The organism is Lutibacter sp. (genome assembly GCF_041596795.1).
GTDB lineage: Bacteria > Bacteroidota > Bacteroidia > Flavobacteriales > Flavobacteriaceae > Lutibacter.
Window position 1 is genome coordinate 1 of sequence record NZ_JBFHHX010000079.1, and the last position, 16,002, is coordinate 16,002.

At 31.5% G+C, this 16,002-nt stretch carries 8 protein-coding genes; 1 reads left to right on the plus strand and 7 read right to left on the minus strand.

All coding sequences use genetic code 11. The annotated features are described in order from the left end of the window. Positions 1–111 precede the first annotated feature (111 nt). From ABY298_RS10195 to ABY298_RS10210, 4 genes are all read right to left on the minus strand, one after another. Positions 112–1,473: a hypothetical protein gene (locus ABY298_RS10195; RefSeq protein ID WP_372745949.1), complete on the minus strand. Its 1,362-nt coding sequence runs from the start codon at positions 1,471–1,473 to the stop codon at positions 112–114. Between the two features lie 371 nt (positions 1,474–1,844). Continuing rightward, entirely contained in the window at positions 1,845–2,288 is a 444-nt protein-coding gene (locus tag ABY298_RS10200; RefSeq protein ID WP_372745950.1) for a hypothetical protein, read from the minus strand. 57 nt (positions 2,289–2,345) lie between these two features. Beyond that, complete coding sequence (locus tag ABY298_RS10205; protein ID WP_372745951.1) at positions 2,346–3,590, minus strand: hypothetical protein; 1,245 nt, start codon at positions 3,588–3,590, stop codon at positions 2,346–2,348. Between the two features lie 416 nt (positions 3,591–4,006). After that, entirely contained in the window at positions 4,007–6,193 is a 2,187-nt protein-coding gene (locus ABY298_RS10210) for a glutamine synthetase III (RefSeq protein ID WP_372745952.1), read from the minus strand. Positions 6,194–6,415: 222 nt separating this feature from the next. On the opposite strand from ABY298_RS10210, the gene ABY298_RS10215 reads away from it, so the two are divergent. Next, the gene (locus tag ABY298_RS10215) at positions 6,416–7,435 is read left to right on the plus strand and encodes a glutamine synthetase beta-grasp domain-containing protein (protein ID WP_372745953.1); all 1,020 of its coding nucleotides are present in this window, start codon (positions 6,416–6,418) and stop codon (positions 7,433–7,435) included. Positions 7,436–7,487: 52 nt separating this feature from the next. On the opposite strand, the gene ABY298_RS10220 is transcribed toward ABY298_RS10215, so the two are convergent. The 3 genes from ABY298_RS10220 to rpoB all read right to left on the minus strand — a co-directional run bounded on the left by ABY298_RS10220 (position 7,488) and on the right by rpoB (position 15,974). Continuing rightward, positions 7,488–7,802: a DUF3467 domain-containing protein gene (locus ABY298_RS10220; protein ID WP_372745954.1), complete on the minus strand. Its 315-nt coding sequence runs from the start codon at positions 7,800–7,802 to the stop codon at positions 7,488–7,490. Between the two features lie 3 nt (positions 7,803–7,805). After that, a complete protein-coding gene (gene rpoC / locus ABY298_RS10225; protein WP_372745955.1) occupies positions 7,806–12,080 on the minus strand; it encodes a DNA-directed RNA polymerase subunit beta' in 4,275 nt (1,424 codons plus the stop codon). Positions 12,081–12,158: 78 nt separating this feature from the next. Beyond that, entirely contained in the window at positions 12,159–15,974 is a 3,816-nt protein-coding gene (rpoB, locus tag ABY298_RS10230) for a DNA-directed RNA polymerase subunit beta (protein WP_372745956.1), read from the minus strand. Positions 15,975–16,002 lie beyond the last annotated feature (28 nt).

The following is a 16,002-nucleotide window of genomic DNA, read 5'->3' on the forward strand; positions in this document are numbered from 1 at the left end:
CCTTTTTTAATTAATATTTCTTTTGGTAAATTAAAAGTATGTTGTTAGTATTTGTATGGTCTTACTCACATATTAATTTACATACAACCTACTTGTAATATTATTTATTCTTTAAAAAGACATTGGAACAGCAGTTTGTGTTACAGATGCTACATTAGAGTTTCCTAATTGATTAACATTACTTACATTGTTAAGGTAAGAATAAGTAGGTGTATTTTGAGTTACAGTTGCTGTATTAAAATAACCATTTTGGAAAATAGTACTATCATTATTTCCTGTTACACCGGTTTGAGTTGCAACTGCTGTATTATAACCACCATATTGCATAATAGTAGAAGTGTTGAAACTCCAAAATGTGTCAGTTTGTGTTGCTATAGCTGTATTATTAGTCCCATCTTGGAATATTGTTGAATCATTAGCTCCCCATGTTTGATTTTGAGTAACAATAGCATTATTTTCGCTTCCATATTGGTCAATATCACTTACATTTTGTCCTACTGTCCACCAATCATTAGCAGAATACTGCATAACGTGCGCACTATTTCCATTTCCATTTTGATAAATATCACTATCATTTCTAGCATCATTTCTTACTACTTGAGTTACACAAGCATCATTATTAGTACCATCTTGATGAATTAATGAAATATTTGTACCAAAAAACAAATCAGTTTGATCTACATTTGCTGAGTTATCATCACCATGTTGCCAAATATCAGAATAACTTCCACCCTTAGCACTACTTTGAGTTATACAAGCTAAATTATCATCTCCATATTGTTCAGTATATGAATCATTATTACCATAATATTGTTGATTATTGTAAACATTCATTTGAGTGCTAACTACTGTATTCCCAGATCCTGATCCTTGGATAGAAAACGCAGTATTACTTCCTCCATATTGGTTTTGTAATGATTCATTATTTCTAGAATATTGAACTATAGTTGCGTTGTTTGGTCTCCAAGAATTGCTGTAAGACATTTGATTTTGCTCAGCATAATTACCAACTCCATTTTGCATTACACTTGCATTATTGAAATTTCCTTCTTGGGTTTGGTAAGATAAATTACTAGAACCTGTTTGGTTAGCAGTTGCAGTATTCATATAACTCCAACCCCAACTTTGCCCAACACTTTGTTGTGCAAAATTTGACGTTCCATATTGCATTATAATACCATTTGCATTAGATCCTAATTGGTCAACATCAGCCTCATTTGAATTTCCAGTTTGAATTGTGGTAGCAGTAAGGAAAGAACCATTTTGATCGATATTTGATAAATTATAGGCTCCAGTTTGAACTGCAGTAGCTATATTAAAAATATATCCAAATTGATTGATGTTCACAGTATTATCTACTGCACCTACAGAAGCTGGTGATTTTTGATTAATTTCACAATCTGCACAATCAGATTGAGCAAATAACATACTTGTTGCGCATAGCATAGCTATACTTAAGATTACTTTTTTCATAATAAAAAATTTAAACGATTAGTTAATAAATATTTAATAATTCAATAAGACACTATAAATTTTAAGATTCCAAAAGATTCATAAAACTTAAAAAAGTCTTTTTAAACGTAATAAATGGGGATAAACAATTTTTTTGAGGTTTTAAACAGCTGGGGTATTTGCTATTATACTAGGGAAAAAGATATATGATAAATATCATATTGTTAGTACGAATATACAGCTAATTAACTAAATAACAATATCATAAATTAGGAACTTTGCAAATTGTAGTAAAATCTAAATGAAATGCATAAAAATAACATCACATAGCAAATTACTACACCTTAAAGTCCTAACAATATGTTAAATATTTATTTTTAACTACTATTTTATTAGAAATTGGTAATAATTAATGTTTTATAATTTGATTTTTGAAGAATACTTATATTATCTATAATTGAGTTTTGACCATAAATTTGTAGTGAATTGGAATTTCCTTGTTGCATTATATTAAATTGTGATGCATTGTTGTTATAATAATTAATAAAGGTATAATTATTTGAATTCCCAATTTGATCTATACTTTGAGCATTATTACTAGTGCTTTTAATATTTATTTGATTGTAATTACCTATTTGGTTTAATTGTACCAAATTATTTTGTGTATAGGTATTTGTTAAAGCTCCATTTTCTTTTAATAGGGCTTCATTTTGTGCTACTTGAAAATACTTATTTATAATATAGGTATTCTCATCTGTTATTTGCGCATAAGAATTTGAAGAAAAAACACCAAATAACATTACTAATGCAATTACTATGTTGGTTCTATTTTTCATCTTATTTAGTTTTAGAAAAAAAGGGAGGATTAAACCTCCCCTTTTTTTTATTAAAATTTAATTGTGATTTCCACCATTTCCACAGTTACCACTTCCATTTCCACCACCTCCGTGTTGTTCAACGTAAGCTTCATTTCCATATCCTATTTGCAATACATTACTTTGGTTTCCCATACCTCTTTGTATTACATCGGCAAAGTTAGAAGTACCATATTGGCTAATTAAACTGAAGTTTTCTTTTCCTCTTTGGTCTAAATAAGCTTCGTTTTCTTCACCCATTTGTAACAATTTACTCCATCCACTATTTCCATGTTGTTCAGTATCAGCAATATTTCCTTCTCCATATTGAGCAATCCAAGATTGGTTAGAGTTACCTGTTTGATAAGTAGTTTGATCATTTTTGTCTCCTACTTGTAAAACATAACTTTCATTTCCTTTTGCACTTTGAGTTGTTGAAGCTGAATTTTTATAACCCATTTGAGTAATCATACTTAAATTACCATGACCAGTTTGTGAAGTAAATGCTTCATTTCTTTTTCCCATTTGATCTGTAAGCGCCATGTTTCCATTTCCGTGTTGTACAGTTTCAGAAAAATTAGCTTTTCCAAATTGAAGTGTATACGCTTCATTTTCTTTACCTGTTTGGAAAGTAGATTGAGCATTATAAAAACCATCTTGATAAACTACACTTAGTTGACCTGTAGAACGTTGTTTAGTATCTGAGTAGTTACCAAATCCATTTTGAAATTCATAAGCCATATGTCCTTCGCCATTTTGATCTACCATAGACATATTTGACATTCCAAATTGATGTTGAACGCTGTAATTATCAGTTCCATTTTGTTCTGCATCGGCATAATTCCATGAACCTCTTTGAACTTGAAAAGCTTCGTTACCTTCTCCTTCTTGATCAATATAAGCATCGCTTCCAAATAAAAATCCACCAGCTTGATTTTGAACTGCTAAATTTCCTTTTCCATTTTGTTCTACTTCGGCATAGTTAGACCAATCGCGTTGAGTTTGTCTAGACATGTTTCCATTTCCTTCTTGGCTAGCTTTGGCTGTGTTTAAAATGCCTACTTGATCAATCATCACATCATTTGCATGACCTTTTTGACTTACAACAGCAGAATTCCACCAACCTAATTGATCAACATCTGAATTGTTCATGTTTCCATGTTGTACAACAGTTGCATCGTTCATTGTTCCTTGTGAATAAACGTCGCTAACGTTTGACTGAGCATACATAAATGATAATGTTACCATAAATGCTACTACACTTAAAAATACATTTCTTTTCATAATAAAAATTTTTAATAGATTAATAAAATCTTATAAACTTATAAGGGGGAACATTTTCTTCTAAAAAATTTGTTTCTTTTTAAAACAACATTCTAAAAGATTTATAAATCTATAATTGTGTTGGAGTGAGTAAAACTAATCTTGAGGTTTATAATTGTGGGGGAAGGAATTTGTATATGGGATATATACTATAAACATTTTTAATTCCTGATCTAATTTACAAATTATTTTATATATTTTAAAATTTAAATACCTTATTTTCAGTTATTTAAATAGATTATACATAGATACTTTTATTACATAAAATTAAAGAAATCAGTATTTAAAAAGTTTCTATAACTAATTTATAAAAAAACATCAAAAAACAAAGAATCCTGTAATTTACAGGATTCTTTGTTACTCAATTATACAATTTATTATCTGGTAAATAATAGTTCCCTATACTTAGTTAAGGGCCAAATTTCATCATCAACCATTAATTCTAGCTTATCGCAGTGGTATCTTATTTCATCTAAAAACGGTTTTACATCTTTACAATACATTTCTGCTTTTTTAACAGCATCATTTAATTTATTAGCTTTCTTTCTGGCATTAATCATTTCATCTACTTTTGCATGAATTGCTTCAATATGATTTGAAATTCCTTTTATTAAATGAATTTGCTGACTTGCATGTTCTTCAAAGTCTTTCCCAAAAATTTCTTTTAAGCCTTTAACATTTGCAATTAACATATTTTGATAACGCACCGCAGTTGGCACAATATGATTTCCTGCAATATCGCCCAACACTCTAGATTCTATTTGAATACGCAAGGTGTATTCTTCAATTTCTATTTCATAACGCGCTTCGCTTTCCACTTTGCTCATTACATCCATTTCCTCAAATAAATCAATGGCAATCTTAGAGATTTTAGCTTTTAAAGCTTCCGGTGTTGTTTTATTATTACTTAATCCTCTTTTCTTCGCCTCCTTTTCCCATGCTTCACCATAACCATTCCCTTCAAATAATATTTTTTTTGATGATTTAATATATTCACGCAATACATTAAATACAGCTTCGTCCTTTTTTAAATCCTTTTTGTCAATTAACTTGTCTACTTCTACTTTAAAATCTTTTAATTGTTTTGCTACAATAGTATTTAAAACAGTCATAGGATTTGCACAATTTGCCATAGAACCAACTGCTCTAAATTCAAATTTATTACCCGTAAATGCAAATGGTGATGTTCTGTTTCTATCTGTATTATCTAATAAAACATCTGGAATTTTACCCACAACGTTTAATTTTAAATCGGTTTTTTCTTCAGGTGATAATTTTCCTTTAGTAACACCTTCTAATTCTTCTAAAACCTGAGTTAATTGCGCTCCAATAAATACTGAAATAATTGCTGGCGGCGCTTCGTTAGCTCCTAACCTATGATCATTACTTGCAGATGCAATAGCTCCTCTTAACAATTCTTCGTAGGTATCTACTGCTTTTATTGTATTTATAAAAAAAGTTAAAAATTGAAGATTACTCATTGGAGTTTTCCCTGGTGACAATAAATTTACTCCGGTATCTGTTGAAAGCGACCAATTATTATGTTTACCTGAACCGTTTACACCTGCAAATGGTTTTTCATGAAACAGCACTTTAAAATCGTGTCTTGATGCTACTCGCCCCATTAAATCCATTAATAACGAATTATGATCAACCGCTAAATTTGCTTCTTCATATATAGGTGCTAATTCAAATTGATTTGGAGCAACTTCATTATGCCTAGTTTTTACAGGGATACCTAACAACATACTTTCTATTTCAAGATCACGCATAAAATTTAATGCTCTTGTAGGAATTGCACCAAAATAATGATCATCTAACTGTTGCCCTTTAGCAGGAGAATGTCCTAACAAAGTTCTTCCTGTCATAGCAATATCAGGTCTGCTATTTGCTAAGGCCTTATCTATTAAAAAGTATTCCTGTTCCCAACCTAATGATGACGTTACTTTTTTCACATTTTTATCAAAATATCTGCAAACATCAGTTGCAGCAGCATCAATAGCATGTAATGCTCTTAATAAAGGTGTTTTATAATCTAAAGCTTCACCTGTATAGGCAACAAAAATAGTAGGAATACATAATGTTGTTCCATAAATAAATGCTGGTGATGTTGGATCCCAAGCAGTATAACCTCTTGCCTCAAAAGTATTTCTTATACCTCCATTTGGAAAACTTGAAGCATCAGGTTCTTGCTGCACCAATTGACTTCCTCCAAATTTTTCAATAGCCATACCGCCGCCAATTGTTTCAAAAAATGCATCATGTTTTTCTGCTGTTGCACCGGTTAAAGGTTGAAACCAATGTGTATAATGTGTAACCCCTTTTGAAAGTGCCCATTCTTTCATAGACGATGAAACCTGGTCCGCTATTTTTCTATCTATTTTATTTCCCAGCTCAATAGCACTAATAACACCATTATATGCTTCTTTTGTTAAATATTGGCGCATTGTATTCTCATTAAATACATTTTTACCAAATAACTCTGATCTTTTTTGTAGCTCCTTAACTTCAATAGGTTTTCTGTTTTGTGCAAGCTCAATTGCTTTAAAACGAAGTTTTGCCATAATATTTATTTTAATAGTACGAAGATACATTAATTTAAAAATATTTTTATCAATAAAAAACGAATTGTTTTTATTAATAATTGAATTTACCCTTTAAAAAAAAAGGGTATCCTTAAAAGTAATAGTGTTTTTTATTTTTAACCCCCTTAAATTTCTATATTTCCCTAAATATTTTTATTTTCGCTTTTATAAATTTAGAACTTATAAAATAATATTAATAATATGACTAAAATTAAATTAGAGTATATTTGGTTGGATGGGTATACGCCAACTCAAAATATGAGAAGCAAAACCAAGGTTGAAGAACATGAAAATTTTAAAGGAACAATTGAAGAATTAAGTAATTGGTCTTTTGATGGTTCATCAACAAAACAAGCAGAAGGTGGTTCATCAGACTGTGTTTTAAAACCAGTTGCAATTTACCCAGATCCTCATCGTGTTAATGGCTATTTAGTAATGACTGAAGTTATGAATCCAGACGGAACACCTCACGTGTCTAATGGAAGATCAACTATTGACGATGATAATGAAGATTTTTGGTTTGGATTTGAGCAAGAATACTTTATTATGGATGTTAAAACTGAATTACCTTTAGGTTTCCCAAGAGGTGGATATCCAAAACCACAAGGTATGTATTACTGTTCAGTTGGAGGTTTAAACACACATGGACGTGATTTAGTTGAAGAACATGCAGATGCTTGTATTGCTGCCGGTTTAAATTTTGAAGGTATTAACCAAGAAGTAGCTTGTGGCCAATGGGAGTTTCAATTATTTGCAAAAGGAGCTAAAAGAGCTGGTGATGAAATTTGGGTTGCAAGATATTTATTAGACAGACTTACTGAAAAACATAATTACTACATTGAATACCACCCAAAACCACTAGGAGACACTGACTGGAATGGATCTGGTATGCACGCAAACTTTTCTAATACACTGTTAAGAACTTGTGGATCTGAAGCTACTTACAAAGCAATTTGTGAAGCATTTAGACCAGTTGTAAAAGAACATATTGAAGTTTATGGAGCTCATAATGAACTACGTTTAACAGGTAAGCATGAAACAGCTTCTATTCACGATTTCTCTTATGGAATTTCAGATAGAGGAGCTTCAATTCGTATTCCAATTTATACAGTTTCAAAAGGTTGGAAAGGATATTTAGAAGATAGAAGACCTGCTTCAAACGCAGATCCATATAAAGTTGCAGCAAGAATTATAAAAACTGTAAAATCAGCGAAAATATAATTTTTATATATTAAAAAAAAAAGCCGAACAAAATGTTCGGCTTTTTTTTTATCTATGCTTCTCCTGTTGGACCAAAGTTCATTGGAATTGGATGTTGCTCATAGTCTTTAATTTCTCCATGACTCTGTTCAAACCGTTGAACATTTTCTGCCAACGCTTTTGCTAAGCGCTTGGCATGCTGAGGTGTTAAAATTATTCTTGATTTTACCTTAGCTTTTGGTTGCCCAGGCATTACACTAATAAAATCAACTATAAATTCTGATACTGAATGATTAATAATTGCCAGGTTAGAATAAATACCTTCAGCAGTTTTATCATCCAATTCAATATTTAATTGTCCCTCGTTTTTGGGTTTCTTGTCACTCATAAATTATAACTTTGAATCCATTTCTTCTTTAGATCCTACAATAATATTATCATAAGCTCTCATACCAGTACCTGCAGGAATTCTCTTACCTACAATTACATTTTCTTTCAATCCTTCTAAATCATCAACTTTACCACTTACAGCAGCTTCGTTTAATACTTTAGTAGTTTCCTGGAACGACGCCGCAGAAATAAATGATTTTGTTTGTAATGACGCTCTTGTAATACCTTGAAGAATTTGTTCAGCTGTAGCCGGACTTGCATCTCTAGCAACAACCAAATTTTTATCTTCTCTTCTTAAAACAGAATTTTCATCTCTTAATTGACGAGGGCTTACAATTTGACCTTCTTTAAGAACTTTAGAATCTCCAGCGCTTTCAACAACTTTCATTCCGTAAATTTCATCATTTTCTTCAATAAAGTCATTTTTATGAACTAATTGATTTTCTAAGAATAGTGTATCTCCAGAATCAATAATTCTAACTTTACGCATCATTTGACGAACTACTACTTCAAAATGCTTATCGTTAATTTTTACACCTTGTAATCTATAAACTTCTTGAATTTCATTTACTAAGTACTCTTGTACTTTTCCTGGTCCTTCAATATTTAAAATATCATCTGGTGTAACTGAACCTTCAGATAAAGGCATACCTGCTTTAATAAAGTCATTCTCCTGAACTAAAATTTGGTTAGATAATTTAATTAAATATCTCTTAACTTCACCTAATTTAGATTCAACAACAATTTCTCTATTACCACGTTTAATTTTTCCGAAAGATACAACACCATCAATTTCAGAAACTACAGCTGGGTTAGAAGGATTACGAGCTTCAAATAACTCTGTTACTCTTGGTAAACCTCCTGTAATATCACCTGCTTTTCCAGATTTACGAGGTATTTTAACAACAATTTTACCTGCTGCAATTTTCTCTCCATCTTCAACAATTAAATGTGCTCCAACTGGTAAGTTGTATGATCTAATAACTTCATCATTTTTATCTTTCAATAATAATGTAGGAATTGTTTTTTTGTTTTTAGATTCAATAATTACCTTTTCTTGGAAACCTGTTTGTTCATCTATTTCAACAAGATAATTTACACCTCTTTCAATGCTTTCAAATTCAATTTTACCAGCAAATTCAGAAACAATTACACCGTTAAATGGATCCCACTTACAAATTACATCACCTCTTTTAACTTTATCGCCATCGGCAAAATAAATAACAGAACCATAAGGAATATTATTTGTACTTAAAGTTAAACCTGTTTTTTCATCTATTACTTTAATTTCTGATGTTCTTGAAATAACAATATTTATATCATTTCCATCATTATCTTTTCCAGTAACAGTTTTTAAATCATCAATATTTGCAATACCTGAGAATCTAGTTTTTAAGTTATTTTCTTCAGAAATGTTACCTGCAACCCCACCAACGTGGAATGTTCTTAATGTTAACTGTGTTCCAGGTTCACCAATTGATTGTGCTGCCACAACTCCAACTGCTTCTCCAATTTGTACCATTTTTTTAGTAGACAAACTGTGACCATAACATTTAGAACAAATACCTTTTTTAGATTCACATGTTAATGCAGATCTTACTTCAACAGATTCCACTGCAGAACCTTCAATAATTTTAGCAATATCTCCTGATATTTCTTCACCTGCTTTTGCTAAAACTTCTTCGGTAATTGGGTCTACAACATCGTATAAAGTAACACGACCTTCTATTCTTTCTCTTAAAGACTCAACAATTTCATCGTTCTTTTTAAGGGCTTCAACATTTAAACCTCTTAATGTACCACAATCAAATTCATTAATAATAACATCTTGTGAAACATCTACTAAACGACGAGTTAAATAACCAGCATCTGCTGTTTTTAACGCCGTATCCGCTAAACCTTTACGAGCACCGTGAGTAGAAATAAAGTATTCTAAAATTGATAAACCTTCTTTAAAGTTCGATAAAATTGGGTTTTCAATAATTTCTCCACCACTTGATGTAGATTTTTTAGGTTTCGCCATTAATCCACGCATACCTGTTAACTGACGAATTTGTTCTTTAGAACCCCTTGCGCCAGAGTCAAGCATCATAAATACCGAGTTAAACCCTTGTTTATCTTCACGTAAACGTTTCATTGATAATTCGGTTAAACGGTTATTTGTAGATCCCCAAATATCAATTACCTGATTGTAACGCTCTTTATTTGTAAGCATACCCATATTATAGTTTGCTATAATATTATCTACTTGCGCATTGGCATCAGCAATCATTTTATGTTTTTCTGGTGGAATAATAATATCACCTAAACTAAATGATAGACCTCCTTGGAATGCAAATTTGTATCCCATATCTTTCATATCATCTAAGAATTTTCCAGTAGTTGGAACATCGGTAACTTTTAATATTTCACCAATAATATCTCTTAAAGATTTTTTGTTCAATACCTCATTCACATAACCAGCAGCTTCAGGTACAACTTCATTAAATAAAACTCTACCTACAGTAGTTTCAATAATTTTAGAAACCAATTGCTTTTCTTCATTAAAATCTTTTGTTCTAACTTTAATAATAGCATTTAAGTCTACCGCTTTTTCATTAAAAGCAATAGTAACTTCTTCTGGAGAATAGAATGTTAATCCTTCACCTTTTACAGGAACTTCAGGAGTTGATCTTCTTTCTTTGGTCATATAATATAAACCAAGTACCATATCCTGAGATGGTACCGTAATAGGCGCACCATTTGCAGGGTTTAATATGTTGTGAGAAGCCAACATTAACAACTGACATTCTAGAATTGCTTCAGGTCCTAATGGTAAATGAACTGCCATTTGGTCACCATCAAAATCCGCGTTGAATGCCGTACAAACTAATGGGTGTAATTGAATTGCTTTTCCTTCAATTAATTTTGGCTGAAAAGCTTGAATACCCAGTCTGTGTAATGTAGGAGCACGGTTTAACATTACAGGATGTCCTTTTAATACATTCTCTAATATATCCCATACAACTGGTTCTCTTTTATCTATAATTTTTTTAGCAGATTTTACTGTTTTTACAATTCCTCTTTCTATTAATTTTCTAATAACAAAAGGTTTGTATAATTCAGCTGCCATATCTTTTGGCAATCCACATTCGTATAATTTTAATTCTGGTCCAACAACAATTACAGAACGTGCTGAATAATCCACACGTTTACCAAGTAAGTTTTGACGGAAACGTCCTTGCTTACCTTTTAAAGAATCTGATAATGATTTTAATGGACGGTTAGATTCCGTTTTTACTGCTGACGACTTACGAGTATTATCAAATAAAGAATCTACAGATTCTTGTAACATACGTTTTTCATTACGTAAAATTACTTCTGGAGCTTTTATTTCAACCAAACGCTTTAAACGATTGTTTCTAATAATTACTCTTCTGTATAAATCATTTAAATCTGAAGTAGCAAATCTACCACCATCTAAAGGAACTAATGGACGTAATTCTGGTGGAGTTACCGGAATAACTTTCATTATCATCCATTCCGGACGATTTTCTCTATTTTTAGCAGCATCTCTAAAAGATTCAACAACATTTAATCTTTTTAAAGCTTCCGTTTTACGTTGTTTAGATGTTTCTGTATTTGCTTTATGACGTAATTCATAAGACAACTCATCTAAATCTATTCTATTAAATAAATCAATTAAACAAGAAGCACCCATTTTAGCTATAAACTTATCTGGGTCACTATCATCTAAATATTGATTTTCTACAGGGAAACTCTCAAGAATATCTAAATATTCTTCTTCCGTTAAGAAATCCATTTTTTGCAATGGTTCTCCAGCTGCGTTTTTAGCTCCCGCTGGTTGAATTACTACATATCTTTCGTAGTAAATAATCATATCTAACTTTTTAGATGGTAAACCTAAAAGGTATCCCATTTTGTTAGGTAATGATTTAAAGTACCAAATATGAGCAACAGGAACAACTAAGTTAATGTGTCCTACTCTATCTCTACGTACTTTCTTTTCTGTAACTTCAACACCACATCGATCACAAACAATTCCTTTATAACGAATTCTTTTGTATTTACCACAGGCACATTCATAATCTTTGATAGGACCAAAAATTCGCTCACAAAACAATCCATCTCTTTCAGGTTTATGAGTTCGGTAATTTATAGTCTCTGGTTTTAAAACTTCACCGTTAGATTTCTCTAGAATTGCTTCTGGAGATGCTAAACCAATAGAAATTTTATTGAATTTTTTTACAGTGTATTTATCGCTTTTAATTGCCATAATAATGATGGATAATTTAAAAATGTAAAAATATATTGAATAGTAAGGAGGGTTTTACCTCCTTACTATTTTTAGTTATTATTCTTCTAATCTAACGTCTAAACCTAAACCTTTAAGTTCGTGCATTAATACGTTAAATGATTCTGGTAAACCTGGTTCTGGCATTGCGTCTCCTTTAACAATTGCTTCGTATGTTTTAGCTCTACCAAGAACATCATCCGATTTTACTGTTAAAATTTCTCTCAATGTACTTGATGCTCCATATGCTTCAAGTGCCCAAACCTCCATCTCTCCAAAACGTTGACCTCCAAACTGAGCTTTACCTCCTAATGGTTGTTGCGTAATTAAAGAGTAAGGTCCAATAGAACGTGCGTGCATTTTATCATCAATCATATGACCTAATTTAATCATATAAATAACACCTACAGTAGCAGGTTGATCAAAACGTTGCCCAGTTCCACCATCGTATAAATACGTATGACCAAATCTTGGAATTCCTGCTTCATCAGTTAATGCATTAATTTGATCGATAGTTGCACCATCAAAAATTGGTGTTGCATATTTTCTACCTAAATTTTGACCAGCCCATCCAAGAACTGTTTCATAAATCTGACCAATGTTCATACGTGATGGTACCCCAAGTGGATTTAATACAATATCAACAGGTGTTCCATCTTCTAAGAAAGGCATATCTTCAGCTCTAACAATTCTAGCTACAATACCTTTGTTTCCGTGACGACCCGCCATTTTATCACCAACTTTTAATTTACGCTTTTTAGCAATGTAAATTTTAGCTAGTTTTAAAATACCTGCAGGTAATTCATCTCCAACAGACACTGTAAATTTCTCACGACGTAAAGATCCTTGTAAATCATTTACTTTAATCTTATAGTTGTGAATTAATTCTGCAACAAGAACATTAATATGATCATCAGTAGTCCAAACACCTTTTGTTAAATAACTGAAATCTGGTACAGCATTTAACATTTTTAATGTGAACTTTTTACCTTTTTGAAGTATTTCTTCACCTAAATCATTAATTACTCCTTGAGATGTTTTACCACTAATTAAAGTGAATAACTTATCAATTAAAACAGTTCTAAGGTCTTCTAATTTTGCAGTATATTTACTTTCTAAATTAGCTAAGCTTATTTTATCCTGAGCTCTTTTAGATTTATCTTTAACAGCTCTTTCAAATAATTTTTTATCAATAACAACACCTCTTAATGATGGAGAAGCTTTTAATGATGCATCTTTTACATCTCCTGCTTTATCACCAAAAATAGCTCTTAATAATTTTTCTTCAGGCGTTGGATCTGATTCACCTTTTGGAGTAATTTTACCAATTAAGATATCTCCAGGCTTCACTTCTGCTCCAATACGAATCATTCCATTTTCATCTAAATCTTTAGTAGCTTCTTCTGAAACATTTGGAATATCGTTTGTTAATTCTTCAGCACCTAACTTAGTATCTCTAACTTCTAATGAATATTCATCAATATGAATAGAAGTAAAAATATCTTCTTTTACAACTTTTTCAGAAATTACAATTGCATCCTCAAAGTTATATCCTTTCCAAGGCATAAAGGCTACTTTCATGTTTCTACCTAAGGCTAATTCACCTTTTTGTGTAGCATAACCTTCACAAAGTACTTGTCCTTCTTCAACTCTATCACCTTTTTTAACAATAGGTTTTAAGTTAATTGAAGTTCCTTGGTTTGTTTTTCTAAATTTAATTAAATCGTATGTTTTGCTATCGCTATCAAAACTTACCATTCTCTCTTCTTCAGTACTGTCGTATTTAATAACAATGGTATTTGCATCAACATATTCAACAACCCCAGCACCTTCAGCATTCATTAAAATACGAGAATCTTTTGCAACTCTTAATTCTAATCCTGTACCAACAATTGGTGATTCAGGTTGTAATAATGGTACAGCCTGACGCATCATGTTAGATCCCATCAATGCACGGTTCGCATCATCATGCTCCAAGAAAGGAATAAGTGATGCAGAAATAGATGCAATTTGATTTGGAGCAACGTCCATATAATTAACCAATGTTGGATCAACTACAGGATAATCTGCCTCTTCTCTAACAATTACTTTTTCATCAACAAATCTACCTTCATCAGTTAAAGGTAAATTTGATTGCGCAAATTTCATTCCTTCTTCTTCTTCGGCACTTAAATATCTTGGTTCATCACTAATATTTACGTTTCCATCTAAAACTTCTCTATAAGGAGTTTCTATAAAACCTAAATTATTAACTTTTGCAAATACAGCTAATGAAGAAATTAAACCAATGTTTGGTCCTTCAGGAGTTTCAATAGGACATAAACGACCATAGTGAGTATAGTGAACGTCACGTACCTCAAACCCGGCTCTTTCACGAGATAAACCTCCTGGTCCTAATGCTGATAATCTTCTTTTATGAGTAATCTCTGCTAATGGATTTGTTTGATCCATAAATTGAGATAACTGGTTAGTACCAAAGAATGAGTTAATTACTGATGACAATGTTTTTGCGTTAATTAAATCAATAGGTGTGAAAACCTCATTATCACGTACATTCATTCTTTCACGAATTGTACGAGCCATACGAGATAAACCAACACCAAATTGACTAGCTAATTGCTCACCAACAGTACGAACACGACGGTTAGATAAGTGGTCAATATCATCAACTTCAGCTTTAGAATTAACTAATTTTATCAAGTTTTTGATAATAGTAATTATATCTACTTTTGTTAAAACTTTTTCATCCATATCGATTGAAAGTTCTAACTTCTTATTCATTCTATAACGACCAACTTCACCTAAATTATAACGTTGCTCAGAAAAGAATAATTTATCAATAATTCCTTTTGCCGTTTCAAAATCTGGTGGTTCAGCGTTACGTAATTGTCTATAAATATGTTCAACAGCCTCTTTTTCAGAGTTTGTTGGATCTTTTTGTAAAGTATTATGAATAATAGCATAATCTGCCATTTCATTATCTTCCTTATGAAGTAAGATAGTTTTTGCGCCAGAATCTACAATTTCATCAACTTGTTCTTTTTCTAAAATAGTATCACGGTCTAATACAATTTCATTTCTTTCAATAGAAACTACCTCGCCGGTATCCTCATCTACGAAATCTTCAAACCAAGTTTTTAAAACACGTGCAGCTAATTTTCTTCCTAAATATTTTTTAAGTCCACTTTTTGAAACTTTAATTTCTTCTGCAAGATCAAAAATTTCTAAAATATCTTTATCTCTCTCGTATCCAATTGCTCTAAACAATGTAGTTACTGGTAATTTTTTCTTTCTATCGATATACGCATACATCACTTGATTGATATCGGTAGCAAATTCAATCCAAGAACCTTTAAAAGGAATTACTCTTGCTGAATATAATTTGGTTCCATTTGCATGGAAAGACTGTCCGAAGAATACTCCAGGTGAACGATGTAATTGAGAAACAACAACTCTTTCAGCTCCGTTAATAACAAAGGTACCGCTATGAGTCATGTAAGGAATTGTTCCAAGATACACATCTTGAACAATTGTTTCAAAATCTTCGTGTTCAGGATCGGTACAGTAAAGCTTTAATCTTGCTTTTAACGGTACACAATATGTTAAACCTCTTTCAATACATTCTTGTATAGAGTAGCGTGGTGGATCAACAAAGTAATCCAAAAACTCTAATACAAATTGATTACGAGTGTCTGTAATTGGGAAATTATCTAAGAAGGTTTTATACAATCCTTCTGTACTTCGTTCGTCAGCTTTGGTTTTCAATTGGAAAAAATCTTGAAAAGATTTTACTTGAATATCTAAAAAATCAGGATATTCAGTTACCAATTTAGCTGATGCAAAGTTTATTCTTTCGGTAAATTTTTTTGTTGCCAATGGACAAAAACTTTAGGTTAAAAAACTA